Annotated in this window: 22 protein-coding genes and 1 pseudogene; 15 read left to right on the plus strand and 8 right to left on the minus strand. The window is 54.9% G+C overall.

What is annotated here, in order from left to right:
* The first annotated feature begins 60 nt into the window (after positions 1 to 60).
* The 4 genes from C5P05_RS21115 to C5P05_RS21130 all read left to right on the plus strand — a co-directional run bounded on the left by C5P05_RS21115 (position 61) and on the right by C5P05_RS21130 (position 4,021).
* Positions 61 to 507: a helix-turn-helix domain-containing protein gene (locus tag C5P05_RS21115; RefSeq protein ID WP_114971960.1), complete on the plus strand. Its 447-nt coding sequence runs from the start codon at positions 61 to 63 to the stop codon at positions 505 to 507.
* Complete coding sequence (locus C5P05_RS21120; RefSeq protein WP_114971811.1) at positions 507 to 1,178, plus strand: IS630 family transposase; 672 nt, start codon at positions 507 to 509, stop codon at positions 1,176 to 1,178. The genes C5P05_RS21115 and C5P05_RS21120 overlap by 1 nt, the downstream gene beginning before the upstream one ends.
* Positions 1,179 to 1,796: 618 nt before the next feature.
* Complete coding sequence (locus C5P05_RS21125; protein WP_114971812.1) at positions 1,797 to 2,885, plus strand: IS5 family transposase; 1,089 nt, start codon at positions 1,797 to 1,799, stop codon at positions 2,883 to 2,885.
* Positions 2,886 to 3,253: 368 nt separating this feature from the next.
* Positions 3,254 to 4,021, plus strand: a complete 768-nt coding sequence (locus C5P05_RS21130) for an FkbM family methyltransferase (RefSeq protein WP_114971813.1) — start codon at positions 3,254 to 3,256, stop codon at positions 4,019 to 4,021.
* Positions 4,022 to 4,026: 5 nt separating this feature from the next.
* Here C5P05_RS21130 and C5P05_RS21135 read toward each other — a convergent pair whose 3' ends face one another.
* The 5 genes from C5P05_RS21135 to C5P05_RS21150 form a co-directional block, all read right to left on the minus strand.
* The gene (locus tag C5P05_RS21135) at positions 4,027 to 5,259 is read right to left on the minus strand and encodes a glycosyltransferase family 4 protein (protein WP_114971814.1); all 1,233 of its coding nucleotides are present in this window, start codon (positions 5,257 to 5,259) and stop codon (positions 4,027 to 4,029) included.
* A gap of 40 nt (positions 5,260 to 5,299) precedes the next feature.
* The gene (locus C5P05_RS21140; protein ID WP_157979418.1) at positions 5,300 to 6,751 is read right to left on the minus strand and encodes an oligosaccharide flippase family protein; all 1,452 of its coding nucleotides are present in this window, start codon (positions 6,749 to 6,751) and stop codon (positions 5,300 to 5,302) included.
* A gap of 5 nt (positions 6,752 to 6,756) precedes the next feature.
* Positions 6,757 to 8,004 carry a glycosyltransferase gene (locus C5P05_RS21145; RefSeq protein WP_114971816.1) on the minus strand — a complete coding sequence of 416 codons (1,248 nt, stop codon included), beginning with the start codon at positions 8,002 to 8,004 and terminating at the stop codon, positions 6,757 to 6,759.
* A 115-nt stretch (positions 8,005 to 8,119) separates the two neighbouring features.
* Positions 8,120 to 8,572, minus strand: coding sequence for a hypothetical protein (locus tag C5P05_RS33805; RefSeq protein ID WP_157979419.1), 453 nt, complete (start codon positions 8,570 to 8,572; stop codon positions 8,120 to 8,122).
* A gap of 118 nt (positions 8,573 to 8,690) precedes the next feature.
* The gene (locus tag C5P05_RS21150; protein WP_114971817.1) at positions 8,691 to 11,879 is read right to left on the minus strand and encodes a VanZ family protein; all 3,189 of its coding nucleotides are present in this window, start codon (positions 11,877 to 11,879) and stop codon (positions 8,691 to 8,693) included.
* Positions 11,880 to 12,150: 271 nt separating this feature from the next.
* On the opposite strand from C5P05_RS21150, the gene C5P05_RS21155 reads away from it, so the two are divergent.
* The 11 genes and pseudogenes from C5P05_RS21155 (at position 12,151) to C5P05_RS21205 (ending at position 22,315) form a co-directional block, all read left to right on the plus strand.
* Positions 12,151 to 13,002 (plus strand): hypothetical protein, encoded by an 852-nt coding sequence (locus C5P05_RS21155; protein ID WP_114971818.1) that lies wholly within the window; start codon positions 12,151 to 12,153, stop codon positions 13,000 to 13,002.
* A 33-nt stretch (positions 13,003 to 13,035) separates the two neighbouring features.
* A complete protein-coding gene (locus tag C5P05_RS21160) occupies positions 13,036 to 14,697 on the plus strand; it encodes an asparagine synthetase B family protein (protein WP_232834603.1) in 1,662 nt (553 codons plus the stop codon).
* Between the two features lie 172 nt (positions 14,698 to 14,869).
* Positions 14,870 to 14,981 (plus strand): annotated as a pseudogene (locus C5P05_RS35310) (sugar phosphate nucleotidyltransferase); the annotation flags it as partial.
* Positions 14,982 to 15,254: 273 nt separating this feature from the next.
* Positions 15,255 to 16,187, plus strand: a complete 933-nt coding sequence (locus C5P05_RS21170) for a glycosyltransferase family 2 protein (RefSeq protein ID WP_114971821.1) — start codon at positions 15,255 to 15,257, stop codon at positions 16,185 to 16,187.
* Complete coding sequence (locus C5P05_RS21175; protein WP_114971822.1) at positions 16,184 to 16,846, plus strand: sialic acid O-acetyltransferase; 663 nt, start codon at positions 16,184 to 16,186, stop codon at positions 16,844 to 16,846. The genes C5P05_RS21170 and C5P05_RS21175 overlap by 4 nt, the downstream gene beginning before the upstream one ends.
* Positions 16,843 to 17,820, plus strand: coding sequence for a hypothetical protein (locus tag C5P05_RS21180; protein ID WP_157979420.1), 978 nt, complete (start codon positions 16,843 to 16,845; stop codon positions 17,818 to 17,820). The genes C5P05_RS21175 and C5P05_RS21180 overlap by 4 nt, the downstream gene beginning before the upstream one ends.
* Positions 17,817 to 18,524 (plus strand): WbqC family protein, encoded by a 708-nt coding sequence (locus C5P05_RS21185; protein ID WP_114971824.1) that lies wholly within the window; start codon positions 17,817 to 17,819, stop codon positions 18,522 to 18,524. Before C5P05_RS21180 ends, C5P05_RS21185 begins: the two co-directional genes overlap by 4 nt.
* Complete coding sequence (locus C5P05_RS21190; protein WP_198674812.1) at positions 18,521 to 18,928, plus strand: GtrA family protein; 408 nt, start codon at positions 18,521 to 18,523, stop codon at positions 18,926 to 18,928. The genes C5P05_RS21185 and C5P05_RS21190 overlap by 4 nt, the downstream gene beginning before the upstream one ends.
* Positions 18,925 to 19,494 carry an acyltransferase gene (locus C5P05_RS21195; RefSeq protein WP_232834604.1) on the plus strand — a complete coding sequence of 190 codons (570 nt, stop codon included), beginning with the start codon at positions 18,925 to 18,927 and terminating at the stop codon, positions 19,492 to 19,494. The genes C5P05_RS21190 and C5P05_RS21195 overlap by 4 nt, the downstream gene beginning before the upstream one ends.
* Positions 19,495 to 19,504: 10 nt before the next feature.
* Complete coding sequence (gene rffA, locus C5P05_RS21200) at positions 19,505 to 20,605, plus strand: dTDP-4-amino-4,6-dideoxygalactose transaminase (protein ID WP_232834605.1); 1,101 nt, start codon at positions 19,505 to 19,507, stop codon at positions 20,603 to 20,605.
* A gap of 111 nt (positions 20,606 to 20,716) precedes the next feature.
* Positions 20,717 to 22,315 carry an ArnT family glycosyltransferase gene (locus tag C5P05_RS21205; protein ID WP_114971827.1) on the plus strand — a complete coding sequence of 533 codons (1,599 nt, stop codon included), beginning with the start codon at positions 20,717 to 20,719 and terminating at the stop codon, positions 22,313 to 22,315.
* A 99-nt stretch (positions 22,316 to 22,414) separates the two neighbouring features.
* Here C5P05_RS21205 and C5P05_RS21210 read toward each other — a convergent pair whose 3' ends face one another.
* From C5P05_RS21210 to C5P05_RS34660, 3 genes are read right to left on the minus strand one after another with little or no spacing between them, the layout of a single operon-like run.
* Positions 22,415 to 23,359: a polysaccharide deacetylase family protein gene (locus tag C5P05_RS21210; RefSeq protein WP_114971828.1), complete on the minus strand. Its 945-nt coding sequence runs from the start codon at positions 23,357 to 23,359 to the stop codon at positions 22,415 to 22,417.
* A gap of 3 nt (positions 23,360 to 23,362) precedes the next feature.
* Positions 23,363 to 24,667 carry a putative O-glycosylation ligase, exosortase A system-associated gene (locus C5P05_RS21215; protein WP_114971829.1) on the minus strand — a complete coding sequence of 435 codons (1,305 nt, stop codon included), beginning with the start codon at positions 24,665 to 24,667 and terminating at the stop codon, positions 23,363 to 23,365.
* Positions 24,660 to 26,003: a phenylacetate--CoA ligase family protein gene (locus C5P05_RS34660; protein WP_114971830.1), complete on the minus strand. Its 1,344-nt coding sequence runs from the start codon at positions 26,001 to 26,003 to the stop codon at positions 24,660 to 24,662. The genes C5P05_RS21215 and C5P05_RS34660 overlap by 8 nt, the downstream gene beginning before the upstream one ends.
* Between the last annotated feature and the right edge of the window lie 7 nt (positions 26,004 to 26,010).

Genomic DNA, 26,010 nt, shown 5'->3' on the forward strand with positions numbered 1-26,010 from the left:
GTAAATAACGAAACATGAATACACTCCAGTTATCGCCATCCGGCATACACGGGAGTGGTCATGCGTCAGACGGAACTGAAGTTGAGCGAGGAGGATCGCTCGGTTATCGAAGCAATTCGCAGCAAGGGCGTGCATCAGGCGCGCGAGGTCAATCGTGCTCATGTCCTGTCATGCCTGGACCGGGACATACCCGAAGCCCAGATCATGGAGGTTCTGGGAATTGGTCGTACCGCCGTATGGCGCGCCCGTGCCGCGTATTTGCAAGGTGGCTTGGAATTGGCGGTATTCGATATGGCACGTTCAGGACGCCCGCGTCAGTACGACACCGACGCCGCCGAGGCGCGTGTGATTGCCCTGGCCTGCTCAACCCCACCCAAGGGACACCAGCGATGGACCATGGTCGAACTTGAACAAGCCGCTCGCCAAGAGCCTGGCATGCAATCCGTGAGTCGGGAAACCGTGCGGCGCATGCTCAAAAAAACGATCTCAAGCCCTGGCGCCGAGTGATGTGGTGTATCGGGGCGTTGACCGAGGAGTACCGTGCCCGGATGTATGCTCTGCTCGAACTGTATGCGCGTCCCATATCCAAAGCCGAATCCGTCATCTGCATTGACGAGAAGAGCCTGCAACTTATTGCTCACAGCCACGAACCGTTGCCCATGACGCAGCACAACCCAAGCAAGCAGGGCTACGAGTACGTGCGCAACGGCACCGCCAATCTGTTCGTTGCCGTCGAGCCCAAAGCAGGGCAGCGAATCGTCCCGGTCACCGAGCGGCGCGGCAAGATTGACTTCGTTGCCTTCATTGATGAGTTGCTCACTGGCGCATACGCCAAGGCACGACGAATTCACTTGGTGCTCGATAACCTGAACACTCACTTCAGAAGGTGCTTTGACGATGTGCTTGGCAAGCGCGCGGCCGCGAAGCTCTTGCGTCGCGTGCAATTTCACTACTCCCCGAAGCACGCAAGCTGGCTGAACATGGCGGAGATCGAGATCGGCATCCTCAGCCGCCAATGCCTGGATCGGCGCATTGCCAGTCGGGAACTTCTGGAATCCGAAGTCGAGGCCTGGCAGCAAGCGCGCAACGAAGACAAACAAACCATCGAGTGGAACTTCACTCGGCAGGATGCGGATCGAAAGCTGGGACGACATTATGTTTCCAAACTTGCGTGTTGATGTACTAGTAATGCGACAATCGACAATCTAGCATTGTCGTCCCGCACTACCACTCAGCACTAGCCGCAACGCGACTAAAAATAGAGAAGCGCCAACTAATCCACCACGATCAGGGGGGGCCTCCGGCGGCCTGGCAGGGGCCCATTTGTTCAAAAATAAACCAACTCCAGACAACGGAAAACAGCCGAAAAAGCAAGCCGGCATAAAATTAAAACGCGCAACACCGACCTTCGGTCACGTTCGCCGGAATACCGGTCACGTTGCCGGAATCAGTGGTCACGTTCACCGGAATACGCAGTCACGGATTCAGGAGTATGTTAGGCGGCGCGAAAGAAATCGCGCGATGCCTTTCCTGATGGAGGCATGGTGACCCGACCGCCTGAACTTTAAGTTTGCCAAGACCATTCTGCTTAGTGGATGGATGGGGCTTGAGGTGGGCCTCGACGGTACTTGACTCAGAATCTCGTGTAGTACGCTTACGCCAGTCGTCAGGATTGCTCTTTGTGTCCAATGAAGTCTTCTAACAGGCTGCTGAAATACCTCGCTCCAAGGTCGACCCCTGCCACGCCTCAAACGTTATAGACGAGGCAATATTGCAAGCCCCAAGACCACCAGACCATGCGCGGAGCCGATACCTTCACCGAGAGCTTGTTCACCATGCGTCGTCTGGATGACTTCGTGCCGGCTAGCCATCCCCTGCGCGCCGTGCGCGAGATGGTAAATCTGGCATTGAAGAACATCGAGCCACTGCTGTCTGGCATGTACGCCGCCGACGTCAAAGGTGGTCGTCCAAGCATTGCTCCGGAGAAGCTACTGCGCGCCATGCTCCTGCAAATCTTCTACAGCATTCGCTCGGAGCGCCTGCTGATGGAGCAGACCCAATACAACCGGCTGTTTCGCTGGTTCATAGGCCTGTCCATGGACGACACGGTCTGGGTGCCCACGGTATTTACCAAGAATCGTGAGCGCTTGATTGCGCATGACGCTGTCATCGAACTCTTCAACGAAGTGCTGGCGATTGCCAACAAGAATGAATGGCTCTCAGGTGAACACTTCAGCGTGGACGGCACGCTGATTCAGGCCTGGGCCGGCCACAAGAGTTTCGCCCGCAAAGACGGCAGCGACGATGACACGGGAAACTTCAAAGGCAAGAGCCGCAGCAACGACACCCACGAGTCCACCACCGATGCTGATGCACGGCTATACCGCAAGGGCAACACGGCCAGTGAGTTGCGCTTCATGGGGCACACCCTGAGCGACAACCGCCATGGCCTGATTGCCAGCGCTGTGGTCACCACAGCAGATGGCTATGCCGAGCGTGAAGCCGCCAAGGTAATGATTACCGATGCAAAGCAGGTTGCTGACGAGAAGGCGCAAATCACGCTGGGTGCCGACAAGGGTTACGACGCAGCAGAGTTCATTGAGGCGTTGACGGAGATGAAGGCGCTGCCCCATGTGGCGCAGAACACCAGCAACCGCAAGTCAGCGGTGCCAGACAGCGTCGCCCAGAGCGATGGCTACGCAATCTCGCAGCAAAAGCGCAAGCTCATCGAACAGGGAATTGGTTGGGCCAAGTTCATTGGCCCGATTCGCCAAGTCATGGTGCGTGGATTGAAAAGGGTAGACCAGCTATTTGTGCTGACGATGGCGGCCTACAACCTCACGCGTATGCGCACCCAGGAACAAATCCGTCTGCAGACGACATAGTGGCAGGAAAGCGATGCAAAACGACCTCAAAAGAGCCCGATATTGACCTCAAATGAGCCAAGTTTTCAAATTACGAAATCAGCTCCAAAATACTCCGCTCACCCGGGCGGCGAAGGACGTTATGCAGACTAATATTTCAGCAGCCTGCTAACTCCGTGCCATGAAACTGGCCGCCCATTCAGCTCCGGGATGGGCATGCTTGTACAGAATTCATTGATAGAACGCACTTCAATCTCAGAACTCAGTGATATGTTATAGGTGTCTTCTCATTTGTCATGGTCGCCTGAGATGCCGGCTCATGCCAGCCGATATACAAACATTTTAGACTTCTTACATTAGGTCTGAATGTCTACCAAAGGAAGTTAAGGATGGTGCTGAAGAAGTATTTACGAACGACGCTGGTCAAGCTGGCGAACTCACGACATTATGAGTTGATTCCGTCCTGGAGATTCGGAATCCAACCCTTGGCCCGCCATTTGAAGGCGATTTTTGAAACGTACAAAATCGATTGTGCCTTCGATGTTGGAGGCAATCTCGGGCAGTATCACGACCTCTTGCGGGATGAAGTCGGTTTCAGGGGCTGGATCTTCTCATTTGAGCCTGTGAGCAAGTACGTCGACATTCTTAAAATGCGATCTTCATCGGACTCCAAATGGCGAATATTTGATTTTGCTCTCGGGAGCACGCCCGGAATGGCTTCAATAAATGTCACAAAATCTCCGGGATTAAATTCTTTTCTTGAACCGCGTAAGGATGCCGTGCTGGATTATTGGAGTGCCGATTCGGTGTCTGGAATGGAAGAAGTTTGTATTAAAACAATGGATGGTATATTTGAAGATTTAGTTAAGGAGCATGAATTTAGCGCTCCTTATCTAAAACTGGATACGCAAGGATTTGACCTTGAAGTTCTTAAAGGGTCAGCCAATTTTTTGAGGAATTTCCGGGCCATGCAAACTGAGGCAGCAATCATGCCTTTGTATAAGGGTATGCCCGACTTTCGAGAGGTCATAGAGTATTTAATGCTCGCTAATTTTGAGTTGAGCGGCATGTTCCCGGTTTCTCACGACAAATCGTTGAGACTGATTGAGTTTGATTGTCTTATGACCAATAAATTGTTCGCTGAAAAAAAACTCTAGCCAGGTCATTTTCTGCTCACATTACGGTTTATTCTTGCTTCATTTAGCAAAGCAGCATACTTTGTCAACGCGGCAGTCCAGGTAAAATTAGTAAGTACACGATATTGCAGGCGTCTACCCATGGCTTGGGCCGTTGCTGGGATGTCAAGAAGTGATCGAAGGCATAGCGCCAATTCAGCAGGATCGTCTGGCGCAACAAGCCGCCCTGTGACGCCATCAGTCAATATCTCCGGGATACCCCCTACACGTGAGGCGACTACCGGCAAGGCAAACGCACCAGCCTCCAGCAGCACAATGCCAAACGATTCTTGCCTGCTGGGGAGTGCAAAAACTGTGGCCCGCTGAAAGAACTCAGCCATCCTGTAATGCGGCGTGTCTGGAAAAAAGTGAACCCGCTCGGCAACACCCTTACGACGGCATTGTTCCTGCAATGACGTCAGTGCGTTGTCGGTCGCTCCGATAAAGACGAGGTCTACGTCAGCATATTCATCTGCAATGGCGGCATAGGCTTCGATCAGGACATCCTGGCCTTTCGTCTGCTCAAACTTGCCAACATTGAGGATAAACCGCTCACCAGTAGGTATCTGGGATCCCGCCATGGCAGTAAATGCCGATGCATCGATGCCGTTATGAATTACGCGCGGAACCACTTCGATACCAAGAATTCTTGTAAGCCTTCTTGATAGCTCGTCTGAACACACGACCACTCCAGAGACACGCAGGAGTAGTCGCCGCCATTGTGCGATTGTATCGGCCGATGCACTTCGAAGACTATTCACGTCGGTCCCATGAAACGAAAGGATCAAGGGAATGAAAGTGTCAAAGCAATTCGTGATGCGATCTAATGCAAAGGCAGTAGATCCAGGGTAGTGCGGGTTAATTACAGCTACTCGGTGTTCGCGGCAAAATCGCCGAAACGCGGGGCAAAATCGCTGCTCCCATAACCAGAATACAAGCCCCTCCTTTATACCCATTTTTGACGGGTAGGGTCGGATACGCCAACGTACTGTTTTCAAGCCGTTGACCTCCTCCCAAATGGGATCAATGGCACTCCAGTCGGCAATGAGCACTATCGGATCAAAAACGGCGGACTTCACCATTTCGCGAGCAAGATTGATGATCACTTGATTGACCCCGCCCAAATGGGCGAGGGACCAGGGTAGAACAAACAGATATGTTGAACGTTGGGAGGCCGCGCGGACAAGCGGCCTTACTGAGGGTGCGGTTGGATGGCTCATCAGGATATAAAGATACGGCCAGAGTAAGGATGTTTACATCTCACGTGGTTTTAGCGGCTTGTTGTTTTGCTTTTGACCAGATTCCCACGATTTCATCCTGCAGCGGATGCTGAAAAATCATGATGCCGACGACAAAACCTGCCAGACCACCTGCGCCGCCCAGCACAAGTGGCATGACAACGGCGTCTGGGTAGGGTCCATAAGTTAGTAAAGCCACCACAGGCGCTATCGCCGCCAGCAAGGCAACCCACATGCTCCGGCGCAATGTGCGCAATAGCACAAGAAGTGGCAGGTCGATGTGCCTTAACGTTGCTCGCAGCCACAAGCCGGCACTCACCGCTGCGGATGCGATCATGGCAAAACCCAACGGCATAAGGCCATGCGAAGCGCTGAGTGCTACAAACACCACGCTCTGGAGCGAACTGAAAATCGTCACGCGGGCAATGGCCGTAACCGCGCCGGATGACAGCAGCGCGGTCTGGCACAAAGCAGTCGGCACGCTGAAAGCAATCGCTACAGCCAACAAACGCGCCAGATCAACGGATTGATCCCATTGATTACCGTACAAGACACGCACAATCGGATGCGCCAGACAGACAACAGCGAAACAAAAAGACCAGCCAAATGCTGTGACATATGACGTCGCTTTCAGAAATGGGTCAACAAAGCTGTCCCGTTCACGCGATTGCCTGGCAAACCAGGGCAGGCACACTGCGCCTACGGCATCTACAAAAAGCCTGTAAAACATCTGCACCAGACCACTGGAGCGCGAATACAGGCCCACCGCAGTCAGGTCTTGCAACTTTCCAAGCAGAAGCTCCGGAGCGCTGCCCGACATAACACCAACGATGGAGCTGACGGTAAGTTGTGAGCCAAACACCAAAACGCGTCTGATTTCACCCACTCCCGGCAGCCATGGAAAACATTTGGGCCGAAAGTAAACCGCCATCAACGCATTGACAATCGTAGAAGCAAGTGATCCATACGCCAGACTGATGGGGCCATAGTTCTTCCAGGCCAACCAGGTTGACACCAGCGCCCCGCTCAGTGCTGCGGAGAAACGCATTAACGCAATGCTCTCGAAACGCATTTCCCGCATTAACCAGGCATAGGTGAGCGAGCCAAAGGGATTGACAGCGTAATTCAAAGCGACCAGCAGCATGATGTCACGCATGCGGGGCTCGTTGTAAAACACCGCGACGGGAAAACTGGCCAGCACCACCACGCACGCCAACCCAAGGCCCAGACCTAGCTGCACGGCCCATACCGCGCGGATTCGCTCGATCGTGAGATTTTTCTCTTGCACAAGGTACTGCCCTGCACCCATGTCACGGACGGTGGCCACAAACATCAATAGCACCATAGTGACTGAAAAGACCCCGATCTCGGCCGGCGTCAACAGTCGCGCTATGACCATGGACGACACCACGCCGATCAGCAGACTCACATAGCGATCCAGAAAGGAGAATACCAACGATTTTCGAGTGGGCATGAGGTTCAGCACGTGCTGGGCGCAACTATTGTTTGCGCCAGTAAAGCCGCTAGGGCCTGTGACCGACCGCGCCGGGATGCTTGTTGCACAGCCAAGGTATGCGGAAGAACCGCTTTACCTTCACGCCAGCCACGCACCAACGCCGGTAACACCCGTGCGATCTCATCCACTGAGTCCAGCCGCGCCACGTTAGTCAAACCAGCCCCTCGAAGGACGCCAGCCGTGTCACCTTCGGGATCTGTCAGCCCCAAAATAGGTTTACCAGCCCGCAGATATTCATAAATCTTCGCCGGAATCTGGGCATTGCAGTTGCTCGCCTGCATGACCAGCAGCGCGTCAACCGCCAGCATTTCGGCCAGCGCCTCTCGGTAAGGGATCGCGGGGCAAAGCTCGATAAAGTCTTGTGCACCGTGGGTTCGCGCCAAACTTTGCAACAAGTCGTCATGCACCGAGGCCCGAAAGCGGATGCGCAAGTCAGCCGGGCCCAGCGCGCCGGTCTTTTGCAGCCGACCAAGTGCCCCGAAAAGTTGGGTGGGGTCACGCTCTGATGGGTAAACGATGCCGCTGTGCAACATAACAAGAGGGTGCCTGATAGCCCCCTCAGCGTAGGCACCGTTTGGAGGTGGCGCAACAGACGCAAAGCTTTCTTCGTCGTAGCCATTTTCCAGCACCACCATGCGGCTGGCCGCAGCTGGGTAGCGCTGCTGATACATGCGTGCCGCACCGGGAGTGGTGAACACGCAGTATCGTGCGTGCGCAGCAGCATCGGCCTCTATGTCCTGGTAGCTCTGCCAAGTCAGCGGGTCGGCCGGGTAACCCGCTTGCGCCATGGGGTCACGAAAATCGGCCACCCAAGGAATACTGGTCTTGCGGTGCAGTGCAGAGGCAATCACATGCGCGGTGGCGATGGGGTAGGTAGACCAAATCACATCCGGCTTGAACTCATCAATCAGCTTGAGCCCCTCGCGGATGGCGGCAAACTTCCAGCTGATCCAGCGGTCAGGGCGCGCCATCCAGCCCAGATAGCGCCCGGCGATTTGTAGGTGGCGGGCCGTGTCGAGCGCAAAAGCCCGGCGCACCACGGTACTGGCAGGCACGTCGGCCAGCAGATCATCGCTGGTTTTTTCATAGGCACGGGGATGGGCGCTGAGCACCAAGGGCTGCCAGCCAAGGGATGGCAAATGCTGTACAAAGCGCAGTGTGCGTTGAATGCCACTACTTCCAGCCAGCGGCGGGAAGTGGTAGGCAATCATCAAGATTCGTTTCAGGCGAGCTCCGTGCGGAAAAGCAATGCCACCGCCAACGTATAAACGCTGACGCAAGCTCGTGACATGGCTAACGTCAAGAGGCACTGCGGGTTGCTTGTCTTCAAGGGATAGGAGCCAGAGAACTACAGCTCCCCTGACCTATCTTGATTGTGGCCCCAATCTCAGGAGGAGTTCCGCCACAAAAACTGTACGTGGCAGTGGTTCCGGCTCCATTCTTGAAGACCGTGTAGGGGTAAGTGCCGCCGCCATTATAGGTATGGGTGACTATGTGATTACTTCCACTTCCCGAGACACTCCAGGTACCGACCGTCTCCGTAGGATCCATTGTGTTGGACCCGAGCTTCCAGTCGGTGAGGGCTCCCCCAGATCCAGTTGAATGAAACTCCTGCCAAGTCCATCCGCCAGTGCCATTGGTGACGCAAACAGTATTGCCTGTCAATAAACTGGCAAGATTACCTACCTGATTTACACCTGCGCCATTGCTACATGCCGCCATCGCGTCCCCTGAAAAAACGACAAACGCGATAGTGCTTGCAAGAACAAAAATTTTCATGCCATTTCTCCGAAAAATGAAATAGGACGCCTATTCAACTTCTTGATCGACTAAGCATGCCCGTTACTTGAAGTATCAAAATGCGAAATATCAAAGACGCACTCGTGTGTAATGTGTTTCATGACGGCAACCTGCCATTCGACCGCGCGACTGGATAAAAGCAGGCCCAAGCGAGTAGCAACAACAGCATCAAGAACCTGGGCGCGTCGATTTGGGTATCAAAAAGGCCACCCACCAAAAAACTACTAAGTGCGGCAAGTGCTGCACCCGATACAGCATCGCCCCGCCAAGCCTTTTTAGCTGCCCGGGCTAACGCCAAGAAGAAGAAAATGCCTAATGCCATCACGCCAAACCAGCCTTGGTCAAACAGCACGCCGTAGTACAGACTGTGTACACGCCAGTGGGCATGCAGGGTGCCGACCGTGGCAAAAAACCAGCGGTCCAAGCCCTGTGAAAAATCGCCATTTCTTAGCAAATTGGTGTTGCTCCCGGACTCCAGCCTCACGTTGTCAATATCGATGGTCGATTGCGGCACGTCGTAGGAAAGCGAAAGTTTGATGGGCCTGTGGCGGTACCAAGGGCTGTCGGAAAGCCCGTTGGTGGTAAAGCGTGCTTCGACCCTGCGCCACGCACCAAACTCTTTGCCAAGGTCAAAAGACGGCGCTATACAGTTGGCAGAATTCAACAGCCACTTCTCGCAAATGGGTACCGTCATTTTGGCGTCTGGGCGGCCGGGGCGCACATCAAGCGTGAGTACGTAGTGTTGTCCCGGCACCAAAGATACAAATTGATCTACGCCAATGGAATCCCCCGCGCCGAGACGCAAATAGGTGTTACCGGCTTCGTTTTTCAGCTGATAGGTTCCCACCTTGGGATGTAAGGTGCTGCGCCAGTATTTGGCTTCAGGAAAACGGCCGAGACCCATGCCAAAAAGCGACGTAGCCCAGCCGGGATCCCGAATATTGAGCACATCATCCCAATGCGTCTGCCGAAAGCCCAGGTCGGCGCTCACGCTTGCCATACGCGCTTGCGCAAACTCGCCCTTGAAGATAGGCACGGCCAGCAGCAGCATGGCGCTTACCAGCCCGGCAATGACGACATCGGCATGAACACGTTGCTTCGCTTTAAGTATCGTGGCCAGCAGCACGATGATAACGACAACCGCAAACGACAGGTAGCCGCCGCGAGAAAAAGTGACCATAAGTGCATAGGTTGAAGCCAGGATGAACGCCATGCCTGCAAGCCTGATCAGCCAGTGCCGTTTCTCCAGTGTCAGAACTATCAAAAAGGGGATGGCCGCCGCAAGAAAGCAGTCAATGTAGGCGCCACCGGTGTGGGCGGCCGAAAAGGGCCCGGTAACGCGATAGCCGTCAGAGAAGTTCCAGAGTCCGCTAAACGCGACGCGCTCCCACACAACAACAGCCACCGTGAGCCCCAAACCCGCAGCCATGCCCCAGCAAAACGGGCGGCGCGCATCAACGCCAGACGCGACAAACCGACTGGACAAGCCATAAACCAACAACGCCCAAAAGGCGCCTTTGACAATTCGCAAGGCGTTGTAATGGCTGTAGTAGTTGTTGAACGCGTTTGCGTCAGGTAGCGTAAACGGCCACAAGCCCTGGAGGGTGCTGATGACGAAGCTCAGTACAACGAGGGTAGTCGCCACGATAAAGAGGATATCGGCCCGCGACCGACTGCGGGGCAGCGCTGGGGCACGACCGTAGGCAACTGCCAGGCAGACCAACAAGAGTGCGTCAAATTCATCCAGAAAGAAGCGCCCGCTCCACGGCGCCAGGTCAAATACCGGCAAGGCTGCCGGAATAATGGCAAACACCGACACAGGGCGATGCCAGACCGTGGCGGCGCATGTGATGAGTACTGGACCCACGAGTAACGGGAAGGCCGGAAAGGTAGCAACCCAAACGCCCGTTGCAGCCAGGCAGAGGAGCAGCCAAATGGGAAGCCCCTTTTTATCTGCAACGCTCGCTGCAACAATGTCAACGGGTTTGCGCTCCTTTTGGGAAAGTTGTCGTAGGAGACGCACGGTGAACCAGCTCGCAGCGCATGCCAGCAGGATGTTGGTAGGGTCGGGGTGAGCGCCCCGAATGAAAAGTTTGCTGCTTTCAATGCCCATCGCGCTAACTAAGGCCATGCCCAAGGCGAACTTGGGTGAGCGACCATGTGCCCAAGCCAGCAGGGCAATGGGCATGTAGGAGATGGAAACTACCCCGAGACTAAACAGCGCCATAGCTTCGGTGGTGTAGTAATGGTAATAAAAAGGCATGAAATTGACTTGCGCCAGCTGCGCAGTTGCGGCGTTCAGCCCCTGCCAACTGGCGTTAAACCAGCCATTGATCTCAAGCAACGCGATCAGATAAGCCGTGACTATTAAGGTTGTGAAGCGGCGCAACACGAGAACAATCTGATGGGAAGTCCAGCGATCCCTATGCCTGCTCAGCACCAAGCCACCCCAAACACCGACCGCTCTGGTTAGCACTGACAAACCTTGCGAGACACCCGAGGCCATGAAGAATTGCACAAGCTCAATGAAACCGCCTAGCAGCAGACCGATGAGCACCGCTTGCTTGTGGTTGGCAAAGCCCGCAAGGCGTGCCAACAATAAGCCAAGGGGCAAGGTCAACGCAACTTCAACAGCCAATTGAAGGCTCACTAGCATGAGCCTGGGAGCACTGCTCGCAACCAACCAACCCCAGTTGCTCGAATCAATCTTGGTAGAAAGCTCCGGCCACGACACTAAAAAGTCGTAAGGAAAAAAGGCGAAAGCAAGGTACGCAAAGACATAGCCATCAAGGGTCAGCACCTTCAGTCGCTGCGGGTCATGGAGGAACGATTTGAGCAGCGTGTCGAACCAGTTCGCATACCTGGTCGAGAGTGCAAGCCCCACAAGACTGCCGATGCACTCGGCCAGGATGTCGTTCAGAGACACCGTTCGCGGTGGAAAGAAGAGCTGGGTGAATTCAACCCCCACCGCCAGTGCCAATGAAAAAGCGCCGGCAGTGGCAAGCAACAGTGTGCGAGGCACTTTTTGGAAAGTTTGCATCAACAAGCAAGCCGTCAAGAACCCCACGGGGACGTAGAGCACGCCGTTAGCGACCCAGTCGGCACGAGAGTCAACACCAAGCACCAGAAATGGGATATTCTGAAACGCCAGGATGGCATCATCCAATGAGCGATACACGTACTGCAATGGAACCAAACTGCCGTAAACCACAAACAGCACATAGAGCACGAAGAGCCATTTCACGATGGCGTGAGATGCTGGCGGGTGGTCGAAGGGATTCGTCATGGCAAGGCTTTGGTTGTCATATGGTCAATGCTAACCGCGCAAATTGCCTGGCCGCAAACGAAAGACGCTCGGCATGATCGATAGGCAAGTGTTCACCAGGTCAGCCATGGTGCTGGCGGGTAGCGTTGTGCTCTGTGGCTACCGATCCTCTCTCCTGGCTCAGCCTCGAGAGCACTCTGGCAATCCCGGCGTCCTGCAAGTTGGCCCTACAAGAACTGTCAAAACAATAGCAGAATCCGCAAGGCAAGCAACGGCAGGAAACACAATTGAAGTGGATTCTGGCGACTACACCGCCGACGTAGCCGTCTGGGAGCATGACGATATAACTGTGCGCGGCGTGGGTGGCCGGGTGCGGCTGCTGGCTCATGGTGCGGCGGCCGAAGGCAAAGGCATCTGGGTGGTACGCGCCAACCGAATGCGGGTGGAGGGCTTTGACTTTGAAGGGGCTGCGGTGCCCAGCCGCAACGGTGCGGGCATCCGGCTGGAGAGGGGTTCTCTGCTGGTGCGCAACTGCCGCTTTATGCGCAACGAAATGGGACTACTCACCAGCAACGACCCGACTACCGTGCTGGAGGTGGAAAACAGTGAGTTTGCCTTCAACCAGCGCCCTGACGGCCACAACCACAATCTCTACGTGGGGCAGATTGCAAGGCTGTCGGTCAAGGGCAGCTACTTTCACCACGCACACATTGGTCACCTGCTCAAGAGCCGAGCAGCGGTGAACCACATTTATCACAACCGGTTGACCGACGAGGAGGGTGGCACGGCCAGTTACGAACTGGAGTTTCCCAATGGCGGGGTAGCCCATGTGGTGGGCAACCTAATTGCGCAAAGCACTCACACTGATAACCCGCACCTGATCTCGTTTGGCGCCGAGGGCTACAAGTGGCCGCGCAATGAGATCCACCTGGAAAACAACACATTGGTGAACCCGCTGTCCCGCGGCGGTGTGTTTCTGCGGGCGGCACCGGGTGCAGACGTGATACGCGCCGTCAACAACCGGTTGGTGGGCCCGGGCACGCTGGAGTCGGCTGGCCCGGGGGAATACCGAAACAACGTCTCGGTATCATCCACGCATGATCCCGAAGCAGTGAAGCGCATGGCGCCGCGCATACCCAACTGAACCTTTAACGACCGTATGGACGACCTTATGCCCGTGACTGACTCATCCCTTGCTCTTGGTTCACCCCATTTTTCTGATACGCGCCTGGCCGGACTGGCCAGCACTCAGGGACACCTGGTGGCTTGGCGTGAAGCGGTTGGTAAAGATGCCGACAAAGCTGCCATCGGGGTGACCGGTGACTTTGCTGTGGGACTGCACGAGCCTGGTGGCCGCTCCTTTCTGGCGGTGGACCGCTTTGCCATTCACACCCTGTGCTACCAAGTGGTGGATGGACAACTGCGCTTTGCCGCCCGTGCCGATGAACTGGCGAATGCTGGTACTGAGATTGATCCACAGGCAATTTTTGACTACCTGTACTTTCACGTCATTCCGTCACCGCGCACCATTTACAAAGGCATCTACCGGCTGCCGCCCGGGCACTATGCCTTGTTTGAAAATGGACAGCTCACCGTCGCGCCGTATTGGATGCCGATTTTTGAGGAACAGCGCAACCCTTCGTTCGACGCGCTAAAGGATGAGTTTAGACAGCTGCTGCGTGATTCGGTAGCTACGCAACTGGATGGCAGTAAACCGGCCTGCTTTTTGAGCGGTGGCACCGACAGTTCGACCATTGCAGGTATGGTGGCCCTTGCCAGTGGAGAGGTGGCCGCCAGTTACTCGATTGGTTTTGACGCGCAGGGCTACGACGAAATGGAATATGCCCGTCTGGCAGCCAAACACTTTAAGACTGAGCACCACGAGTATTACGTAACGCCCGATGACCTGGTACGCAGCATTCCAGTCGTTGCGGCGCACTTTGACCAGCCCTTTGGCAATTCGTCCGCACTGCCCTCTTACTACTGCGCCAAGATGGCGCGCGAAAACGGCGTCAACAAAATACTGGCGGGCGATGGCGGCGACGAGCTGTTTGGCGGCAACAGCCGCTATGCCAAGCAAAAAGTGTTTGGCTGGTATTGTCATCTGCCTGGTTTCCTTCAAAAGGGCCTGATGGAGCCGCTACTGGGCACCCGCGCCGCCGCGGCCTTTGCACTGACCCGCAAGGCTGGCAGTTACGTGGAGCAGGCCCGCGTGCCGATGCCTGATCGGCTGCAGATGTACAACCTGATTACTCGCCTGGGCGTGAGCGAGGTGCTGACACCGCAATTACTGGCACAAATTGACACTACCGGCCCGCTAAGTCTGCAACATGAGGTGTGGCACAGCCGCCAAGGCTGCAGCCACTTAAACAAGGAACTGGCCTTTGACTGGCGCTTTACCCTGGCCGAGAGTGACCTGCCCAAGGTACTTGGCGCCACCAGCTTTGCAGGGGTGGCCGTGGGCTTTCCGATGCTCGATGACCGGTTACTGGCTTTCTCACTCAAGCTGCCGACCGAGTACAAACTCAAGGGGCAAAAGCTACGGTGGTTTTTCAAGGAAGCGCTGCGCGGCTTTTTGCCCGACGAGATACTGACCAAGAAAAAGCAGGGCTTTGGCCTGCCATTTGGCGTGTGGGTCAACACGCACCCTGAACTCAAGACGCTGGCCACCGACTCGCTGCACAGCCTGGCCCGACGTGGCGTGGTGCGAGCTGATTTTGTGCAGAGCCTGTTGATGCAAAGGCTGCCTGAGCACCCAGGATACTTCGGCGAGATGGTGTGGATCTTGATGATGCTGGAGCAGTGGCTGCAAAGGCATGCTTCAACATTCAAGATGTAGCTTCACTGCGACGCCCGGCTCGTTATGTATTGTCTTAGCTATCGGGTCTTGCCGAGCTCCATAGCCGTGTCGCATCATGCTTGTTAGTTGACATTGAACAAAGGCCTGCATCCCTTCGCAGCCAACAATTCATCACGATGATTGTCAGGGAACACGAATGGCGGACACGCAAATGTATCGTAGGGGAATCGTCCTCGCAACTGGCGCGGGCACGCGTCTTCATCCTGCCACTGCTGCCATATCCAGGCAAATGCCGCCGGGCCACGACAAACCAGTGATCGCGTGTCCGGAAGAGCTTGCGTTTCGACTCGGCTATATTGACGCAGTCAAACTGGCCGCTTTGGCTGCACCATTGGGCAGGAGTATCTATGCACAGTACTTGTTTGACATTCTTCGTGAGCAAAGGGGTGTATATGCTTAAAACGAAACACGTAGATCTTCTAACCGATGCAAGCTTGCAGTGTTCCACTGCGGGGGAAGCGACGGCCCGCTGGCCATTCGTGGTCATGCTTCGAGGTTCTGGTGTACTCGAACCCCTTTGAAGAGGAGAATCCGCTTTGACAAATTTACATTTGTCGGTCGTCATTCCGGTCTACAAGTCGGCTGCCACCCTCAAAGAGCTGCATCAGCGGATTTCTGCGACTCTGGATGCCGAAAAGATCCCATTCGAGTTGATTCTTGTCGAAGATTGTGGCGGCGATGATTCTTGGCTCGTCATTGAAGAGATCGCGGCGATAGATACACGCGTTAGAGGTTTCCAACTCAGTAGAAATTTTGGCCAGCATGCAGCCACGATATGTGGCTTTACGCAATCCCGCGGCGACTGGGTTGTGACTATGGATGACGACTTGGAGCAAATCCCTGAGCATTTGCCCAAGCTCATTAGCAAAGCAGCGGAAGGCTATGACTTGGTGTACGGCATTTATGCAGAGCGTAACCATAAAGCGTGGCGCAACATTAGCTCCTCGATCGCGCGTTGGTTGTTCAATAAGGCGATCCCCTCGCTAAACTACACTTATACGAGTTACCGCGTAGTCCGTGGCGACATCGCGCGTGCATTGAGTCAATTTGACTCCCCTTTCCCCTTTGTTGATGGGTATCTTTCATGGCTTACCGGGCGTTATGCCTCCGTTGAAGTCCCGCACGGTACTCGACTCCAGGGAGTTAGCAACTACACCCTGAAGAAACTCTTTACGCACACTGTCAATATCTTTGTTACGTTCTCTGATTTGCCTCTACGCATGGCAACATGGCTCGGGCTTGGTGCATTCATGTTCGGTGTGATCTGGATGCTTGCGATATTGGTTCGATATGCACTTGGTGGAGTGTCCGTTTCGGGTTTCACGTCGATCATGGTTGGTACGTTGATGTTCGGAGGTGTGCAATTGCTGATGCTGGGGATTTTTGGAGAATATCTCGGCCGTATGAACTTCAAGTCATCCAAGAAACCGTTGTACCTAATTGGCAAGCGTGCAAGCAGGGATGAATGAGTATGGTACCGTGCCGAGTGGTGATTCTTGGGGGGAAAGGGACGGCGGTGAATATCGCTGAGCAAATAGACCATGCGTATCGAAATTATCAATATCCCATGACCGTAGAGGGCTTTGGCATAGATGACCCTGGTCTCGGCAACAGCATTGCGGGTTTCCCAGTGATATGCGGTCTGCACGATGCCTGGCCAAAATATCGAGATACGCAGGTACAGTTCATATTCGCACTGTATAAGCCTGATGTGATGGAGCGGAGAGTTGCGCTGCTAAGGCAACTAGGTATCCCAACCGAGCGCTACGCCAACTTCATCCATCCCACGGCCTATAGATCAGGCAGCGCCATCTTCGGGCACGGTAACGTCATTCTTTCGAATGCCAGTCTGCAGCACAACGTCCGACTCGGAAATCACAACATCGTCAACTCGAATGTAGTGATCGAACACGAAGCCACTTTGAGCAACAGCGTATTCATAGCCGCCGCCGCTTGCATAGGTGCGCGAGTCGCGATTGGCGACGGCTCATTTGTTGGCTTATCAGCAACGGTCAGGGAGGACGTTTCGATTGGCGCATACTCATTCGTAGGCATGGCATCGGCAGTTTTGCACGATGTTGCTCCTCGAAACACTGTTTACGGTTTGCCCGCGTCCACCAAATCATGATTGCCTACGAGCGCAGAGCGTGTACCGTTCTCCACAACTTGCTTGCTTGTCATCTACCCACTAAACCGATATTGCTGCCAGCAAATGTGTGTCCGATCGTACCTATTACGTTGCACAAGGCACGTCGCAGCTTTGAGTTTGTGGATATTTCCCGCGCGACACTTTGCATCGATCATGAAAAGCTGCTTGCGCGCTGGACAGCTTCGGCAGAGCCGCCAGGGGGGCTCATTTATGTCCGAACCTATGGCGCAATATTCGAGACGGGCGGATTATTTGATGAGATTAAGCGCCTGACACCGGGAGCGTTGATCATTGATGACCGATGCGCGTGTGCGCCATCGTTTGCGGCAGATGCTTTGCTTGAGCATGTTGATGCGGTGATGTACAGCACCGGCTACGCAAAGCATGCTGATATTGGATTCGGGGGCTACGCCTTACTAAAGGATGAGTCACTTTACAGGCGCATCAGATTGCCCTTTAACGTGCGTGACCTTGAATTTCAGACAGCGCAACACAAAAAGGCGCTCTCAAGTCGACGGGAATTTAACTACATAGACAATGCCTGGCTGGATTTTTTAGAGCCTGAGGCAGACTGGGCTGCATACCGCAAGATGGTGGAGGAAAAAGCCACCCAGGTCTCGCTAGCAAAACAAACAATCAACCGCATTTATTCCAGCAGACTGCCGCAAGAGATCCAATTGTCATCGGAATTCCAGGAATGGCGTTTTAATATCCACGTAGCAGACAAGCCTGCCCTACTAACGGCCATTGGAGAAGCTGGCTTATTTGCTAGCGGTCATTATGATTCCCTGGACGGATTGTTTGGGACCGGTACAGGCGAAAATGCACGCGCGCTGCATCGGCACGTGGTCAATCTCTTCAATGATCTACATTTTGATGTCGACAGAGCCACGTTGCTTGCCAATCTAATTCGCAATACAACAGGCCTTGCACCGAGTCCCTTAGGCCTATGAAAACCGTCGTCGTTTTGCAGTCCAACTACATCCCCTGGAAGGGGTACTTTGACTTGATACACGATGCCGACGTATTCATTTTTTATGACGACCTGCAATTCACCAAGAATGACTGGCGCAACCGCAACAAGATTAAGACTGCCCAGGGCAGCAAATGGCTCAGCATACCGGTAGGTACCAGTGCCAATCGGCTCATATGCGAGGTTGCGATGGAGGATGCGCGTTGGCAGCGCTCGCATTGGGATAGCTTGCGGCAGCAATACGGAAAGTGCCCTTACTTCAAGCTGTATCAGCCATTTTTTGAGGAAGTCTATTTAGACAGGCGGTGGACGAACTTGTCTGGACTGAACCAGCACTTGATTCGATACATCTCCCACGACATCCTGAAAATAACCACTCAATTTCGCGATTCGCGGGAATTTGAATTGGAGGGCCAGAAGCTGGACCGGCTGCTCGACTTGGTCGTTAGAAGCAACGCCACGCGCTATGTTTCGGGGCCGGCTGCCAAGGACTATATCAAGTCGGAACGATTTGGCGAACTGGGTATTGAACTGGTGTGGAAAGATTATTCAAACTATCCAGAATATCCTCAACCATATCCACCATTCGGGCACGGCGTATCCATTCTCGATTTGTTGTTCAACGTAGGCCCTGAGGCCCCACACTACATTTGGGGTTGGCGCGATGAAAAGGTTTCATCGTGAAGCGAGCGCTGACACAGCTTGTGCGCTACACCATCGTGGGCTTGGCATCCAATGCGATTGGCTATGTACTCTACCTCGTGCTGACGCGTCTTGGTTTGGGCCCCAAGCTTGCAATGAGCTTGCTGTATGGCATAGGCGTGCTGCAAACTTTTGTTTTCAACAAAAAATGGTCATTCCGGTTTAACGGCGCGGCGGCGCCGGCTCTTGTTCGCTACGCCACAGTCTACGCGCTGGGTTACGTCATCAACTTTCTAGCGTTCATCCTGCTGGTCGATCAGGCCGGGCTACCGCATCAATGGGTAATGGCGGGCCTGGTCCTGTTCATGGCCGTATTCTTTTTTGCGGGGCAAAAGTTCTGGGTGTTTCGACAGACTCCTGTCCCGGGGTTGAGGGGCCGAGTTTGAGCACGCCTTTGTTGCCGACTGGGTCAAATGTGGTTTTCAAGCGCTCGTTGTTCGGTACTTACTCGTTCATCGAAAACCTACTTCGGATATTTTTGGAGTTGCTTCCGCATCCATTGCGTTACTGGATCTTCAAGGCCCTGCTCGCACAGTTGGGCTCTGATTCGATGATCGACTATCAGACCTACTTCCGCTATCCATGGAAGATAAGCATCGGCAATGGGGTCTGGATCAACCGAGGCTGCGAGTTCTACGGCTCAATGCTGGGCGGCAACGCGCAAATCACTATCGGCGACCACTGTGCCTTGGGCCCGAGGGTGAGAGTATTGAGTGCTACGCATAACTATCATCGGCTGGACCTGCCTGACGAGGCCGCGAGCGTGACCATAGGGCACCACGTTTGGGTTGGTGCGGGAGCAACGATTTTGCCAGGGGTAACCATAGGTGATGGCGCTGTGGTGGCCGCAGGCAGTGTGGTGACACGCGATGTAGCACCTTTTTCCATTGTGGCCGGCAACCCGGCGCGTTTCTTGAAATCCCGGGAGTTAGACGATGAATGTGCCATTTAACAAACCATATATGACCGGCAAGGAACTCTGGTACATCTCGCAAGCCCACGCAAGTGGTCACTTGGCGGGCGATGGCCAGTTCACCAAGAAATGCAGTGCCTGGCTGGAGCAGCGCATAGGCTGCCAAAAGGCGCTTCTCACCCAGTCTTGCACTGCTGCACTGGAGATGGCGGCAATCTTGGCTGACGTACAGCCTGGCGACGAAGTGATCATGCCGTCTTACACGTTTGTGTCCACCGCCAATGCGTTCGTGCTGCGTGGTGCCACACCCGTGTTTGTGGATATTCGGCCGGACACGCTCAATATCGACGAGACCAAGATCGAAAACGCCATCACGCCGCGCACCAAGGTAATCGTGCCGGTGCATTACGCGGGCGTCAGTTGCGAGATGGACACCATCATGGACATCGCGCGGCGCCACAATCTCCTTGTGATTGAGGATGCTGCCCAGGGCATCATGTCCACCTACAAAGGGCGGCCTCTCGGCAGCATTGGCCATATGGCGGCATTGTCGTTTCATGAGACCAAAAACATCATCTCCGGCGAAGGCGGTGCACTGCTAATCAATGACGCACGTTTTGTTGAACGCGCCGAAATGATCCGCGAAAAAGGAACCAACCGCAGTCAGTTCTTCAGGGGGCAGGTGGACAAATACACGTGGGTAGATATCGGCTCGTCCTACTTGCCCGGTGAAATTGTCGCCGCATTCTTGTGGGCGCAAATGGAAGAGGCGGACGCCATCAACAAGCGGCGCCTGGATATCTGGGCCAACTACCATCAGTGGTTCGCCAGCCTGGAAAAGGCCGAAAGAGTGCGTCGGCCAACCCTGCCCCGTGAATGTGTTCACAACGCGCACATGTACTACCTGATTTTGCCGAGCTTGGGCCTGCGCACCGCATTCATTGAGCGCCTAAAGGCTAGAGGCATTCATACCGTGTTTCATTACATTCCCTTGCATTCGTCTCCTCGCGGCCAATCGATCGGTCGTGCGCATGGTGACATGACACATACCAACAACACTGGTGAGAGGCTGGTGCGGTTGCCGCTGTGGCTGGGACTGGAAGAGCAGCTCGCAGATGTTATTGCCGAGGTGGTGGCCGCTGCGCAGTAGCATTTTGGGTTGCACGGCTGCGCAGTTCGTGCATGTTTTATTGAAAAACGAGGGATTTGTGCTGTGGAAAATGTAAACACATCTTCATGGAGAACGGTGCAGATATCGGCTATGCAGAAAACCGACTGGCTCAGTCTTGTTGCGGTACTTGCCCTTGCCATCGCGCTTCGGGTTCTGTTTTACACGGGATTTTTTGGGTCGGACGAGGTCACTTACGTGGAGACCGCTGCCAATATCGCGGCAGGTGACTGGCGTGCTTCCAACTACATTGGGGCCACGCGATACGGTATGAACCTGCCGGTGGCACTTTCCATCTCCCTTTTTGGATTATCGGAGGCCAGTGCCAATGTCTGGCCACTATTTTGCTCGGTCGGCGAAGTGGCGATTGTGTTCACCGTTGCACGGTGGTTGTGGAATACCCGAACCGCGATTGTGTGCGCCAGCTTGCTCGCGTTATTGCCATTGCATGTGCATTTTGCTGGTCGCATGATGGCCGATCCGCCATTGGCCTTTTTCCTGTCGCTCAGTGTGGCGCTAATGCTGCGGGCTGCCTCTTCGAAGTATTGGTTGAATTATCTTGCGGCTGGCTTAGCTTGGGGCGGTGTGTTTTGGGTCAAGGAATCGGTTGCTTTGCTGTATTTGCCCGTGTTTCTTATCCTGGGTGCCTATCTCAATCGGATCAGTAGTCGGTGGCTCTGGTTATTCGCTGGAATGGCCTTAGCAGTGGCGGCAAACTGCGTGCTGATGAATTTTGTAGCTGGCAACCCCATGTATTTGTTTGTTGTTATGAAGCAGAATGTAACAACCTACGCTGCCGGTGGCTTGTTTAGTTCCGCAATGGCGACCTCTCCTTGGTATTACCTCCGCTACCTGTTCTTGGACATCAGGCACACATTCTTGCTGGGGTTCCTGGTTGCGGCCGGATCCATCCTCTATGCGCGATATTTTATACGCGACAAACAGGTTGCATCCGGCGCTCAATTCGTCGTCTTGTGGATGTTATTGCTGGTTGGTATGTTTTCTTTTGCAGTCGTGTCTTTTTCGCCTGTGAAACTGATCACGAAGCAGACCAATTACATGTTGATCTTCGTTGGCCCGCTGGCGCTGCTGGCTGGCTGGTTTTTGGCCTCGCTGCCAAGGCGGGTCTTTGTACCTTTGGCTGCCCTGGTTGTCTGCGGATCGGTGGTGCTGGCTGCGCTTGAGCAGCAGGCGATTGCTGTGTTCACTGCCAACAGCAAAGCGGTTTATTTTTTCCTGCGCGATCATCCAAGCGCCTACCTGGTAGGAACGACCAACAATGAACGGGCGATCAACTTTTTCTCGATGATGGAACACCGTCGAGAACTGCGTGAACGAATCATCTCGTTTGGCGAGCTGGCTGCCGTTGAGAGCTCCAATGCCACGGTCAATCTGGCTATCAGAACATCCGGAAAGAATGTGTTCACGGTGCTCGACTTGCAAAACATCGATTGGGGTAACAAGCCCGGCGGCATAAAGCGCCTTTCAGATGTACCCAAATGCTGGACATCAATGGGCACGTTGACTCCAGCTGCGCTGGGCAATGGACGCTGGGTAGCCAAGGGTCTCATCGCTGCAGGCGCTGTGCTTCCCGCGAGTCTGCAGCAACGTTATATGTCGGCCCTGCAACCCGTGGCAGCGCCTGCCCCTGCGTATTTATTCAGAGTAGACCACTCATGTCTGGCGAGCTAAGAATACTCCTATTTGTATAGCTACTTACGCATATTAGACGAGGACTAGAGCCCTATTTAGCAAAAAACTCCAACCAAGTTAAATCGGGAATTCTGATCTTCATGCGCTGCGCAAGTTGGCCAGCATGCGGGTCCCGAAGCTCAGACGGGTCTGATCCCAGGGCGTGAAGCGCCGGATCTGAAACAGGTCAGTTCCTACGCCCGAGGCACCCCACTGGGTGCTGACGGCGGCGTCAAAACCCAGGCTTCGTACCACGTCCACAGTCTGTGGTATGTAGTCTTCACCCGGCTTGCCGTTGGGGTAAGCGAACAGGCCCACGCGCTCGCCCAGCAGCTGCTCCAGAAAATGCTTACTGCCCTGGATTTCCTGTCGGGACTGCTCATCGGTGAGCCGGGCCAGGATAGGATGAGATACGGTGTGTGCGCCAATTTGCATGCCGGCCTGGCGTATGGCCTTGACCTCTTGCGAGGTCATCATCAAGTCATGGGGAAGCGGCACCCTTGCCTGATTTGCTATTTGCTCAGCGATGGTGATCCGCTCGTCAACGGGCCGATACTTGATCTGACCGATGAGTGCGGCAATAGCGGTTCTCTTTTCGTCGATGGAACCAACGGGGTGTTGGCCCAAATTCAAGAAAGACAGGTCGAGCACCGGCCCGGCGCAGGCGCGGACGGTCTCAATGATGGTGTCATTCCACATGCGGCCTCCGTCCAGAAAGCCGGTGGCAATAAAGAATGTTGCCGTCAGGCCATGCCGCTGCAGGATGGGCATGGCCACATGGTGGTTGTCGGCATAGCCATCGTCAAACGTGATGCACGCCGCCCGCGCGGGCAGGGTACTGGCCTTCAGGTGGGCCACTGCCTCGCCCAGCGGACGCACGTTGAACCACGACTTGAGCCAACCGCAGACTTCATCGAAGCGCCTGGCATGCATTTCGTCGGGGAAGAGCGGGTCGGGCTCTGCCAGCACTCTGTGAAAGATCAGAACCGACAGGCGTGCCTTCGTGCCGCCTGGCGACATGCATGCCAAAATTTGTTTCAACATGGGTTAACCTGGTTTGGTCAGTTTTGCCAGACCGGGAATGGTCCTCCAGCCAGGCGCATAGGCAGGCTCAGTCTTCCAGCTTTGTCTTTCGACCCAAATGCGGGTCAATACCACCATCACCAAAATGTTGTAAGGCAAGTCAAAATAAGCCAGACTCAGAAAAGCCCCACCGACCGCGTAACCCACCAGAGACACCTGACACATGGCACCCAAATCCGCCGTCCACTTAGCCTCTGGCACCAAGTCTTTCTGGGCGTGCATCGAGCCTGCCATGCGCCACGTGGCAAACCAGATACCTAAAAACAGGAACAGCCCCACAAAACCATGGTTGCCCAGCACCTGAAAATAAATGCTGTGCGCCGCATGCACATCAGTGGGATTTGGAGAAAATCTGGCAAAAAGCGCTGGAGTGGCCGGGTCAAAGCCGACGCCAACTGGATAACGCCAAGCTATCCGCCATGCGACCCACCAGGCGTTGATACGCCCCATAGCCGAGCCATCCTCTTCGTATGTGTTGATGGTGGACATCCGCGCTGACCACTCGTCCGGCATGAAGGCCACCAGTGGCACGGCCGCCGCGACTAACAAAATACTCATGCGCAGCTTGTTTTTACCGCGCCACCACAACATAAGCACCATGGCAGAAATACCCAGCAGTGCCCCACGGGATTGAGACCCCAACGCCGCCGCCGCGCATAACACCATGGAGCCTGTCATGGCGAGGCGCGCCCATGCGTTGGCAAGCTGAAGCTGCAAAAACCTGAGCAACGGAATCGTCACCACCAAGGCCAGCGCTATTTCATTGTTACCTTCAATGAATGAATCGGGTGGCCCCCAAACACGGTGGCTACCGCCAGTGGTTAGAGTGAAAATGCCACCCTTGATGCCCAATAGGGCGAGCGAGCCCACGCTCACCCACATCAGTGCAAAGATATGCTTTTTGCTCTGTAGAACCATCAGTGCCAGCAGAATCATGAGGTCAATCTTCATGACTTTTTTCCACTGCACATAGTCCCCCGCCACGTCCATCCCGGCCAACCATGATAGGGTCATCCAGAGCATAAATATCGCCAACCAAATGACAGGGCTCGCCTTGAAGGGCGATTCGCGCTCTTTAGTCATCAACAAGCCCAACATGACGCTTACCGCCGCCACAGCGGCCAGTGGCGCGTCGTAAGCCAAGCCCCAGGCGTAGCGGTGCGGGTTCATGATGCTGAGCCAGGTCCACAGCATGATGCCGATCCAGGGCTGTCGCAGCGCGGCCAGTGATCCTGCCATAACGATGGCGATAATGAGGAGGTCACGCATGGCTGATGATGTAGCGAAACTTGCCAGACTTCTCAGTGGGGATGCTGTCCACCAGCTCCACCACCACGGATACGTCAACCCCCAGCCGCCGCTTAAACCCGCTGACGATCTGGTCCAAAGCGTCTGGGGTAAAACCCTTATCGGTGACCAGCAGAACGCGGGTGAGCGCCCGGGTTTCCTGCACTACTTTGAAAGCTTTGACACCCGGCAGGTCACGCAGGATGTAAATGAGTGACAGACCATGCATCACCGTGCCGTCTGCTGCCACAACAAAGTCAGTGCTGCGGCCCTGAATATCTTGAAGCAGTGGCAGGCCACGCCCACAGCTGCAGGGGGTTGCGCTCAGCACGCCAATATCGCCCGTGCGGTAGCGGATAAAGGGAAAATCGTTGGTGGATAGGTGGCTTACGACGATTTCACCTGCCACACCAGGGAGCTGAACCTGCCCTGCGTCGTTGACGATCTCCACTACGATGTCATCCGCTGTCAGATGCATGCCGCCGCCGGGGCATTCGTGAGCGATGAAACCGGCGTCTCGCCCGCCATAGCCGTTGGCCACCTTGCATCCAAATACCTGGCTAATGGTGCTGCGCTGCTCGTCATACAGGCGCTCGGATGTAACAAATGCCACCTTGATGCCCAGATCGGTCATGACCACGCCACGCTTTTGGGCATGCCGGGCAATGTGGGTCAGGGCGGACGGATAGCCAAACAACATGCGGGGCTTGACCGCGCGGATGGTGGTGATGAATTGGTCGAGCTTGGGCTCGGACATTTCAAACGCGGGCAGTAACTGGGTGCGCAGTAGTTTGTCGCGCCAGCGCTTGATGCCGTCTTGTTTACCCAGCTCGATGGGCGAGCCCCAGACCACGATTTCAGGGTCGCCAATATCAACATCCCACCAGCGAGTGGCGCGCCATTTGGCGGCGACGTCATGGCTGACGCGCTTGTTGCCGATAAAAAAGACAAGTGGCTCACCTGAAGAGCCGCCGGTATTGAAGCGGGCAAGACCCCGCGCATGGGCATGTTTAAGCGTGTCGGTGTTGGTGCGGATGATGGACTTTGTCAAAAAGGGAAGGCGCTGCAGGTCGGCTGTGCTTTGGATACTGGATGGCACAAAGCCAAGCTGGGCAAACAAGTCACGGTAATAGGGCACATGCATTGCCACGTCTTGCAAGAGATCACGCAGGCGCTGCAGCTGGAACGCAGCAATGCGATCGGCAGGCCACCACTGAACCTCTTCCATGCGGCGGCGCAGCGCCACCGTGTTGTGCCGTTTCAGGCGCTCATGCACAGGAAACAGGAATGAAGATACAAAAGAGGTGTACAGACCCATGTCACAT

Origin of the sequence: Rhodoferax ferrireducens (genome assembly GCF_003347515.1) — a bacterium.
Taxonomy (GTDB): domain Bacteria; phylum Pseudomonadota; class Gammaproteobacteria; order Burkholderiales; family Burkholderiaceae_C; genus Rhodoferax.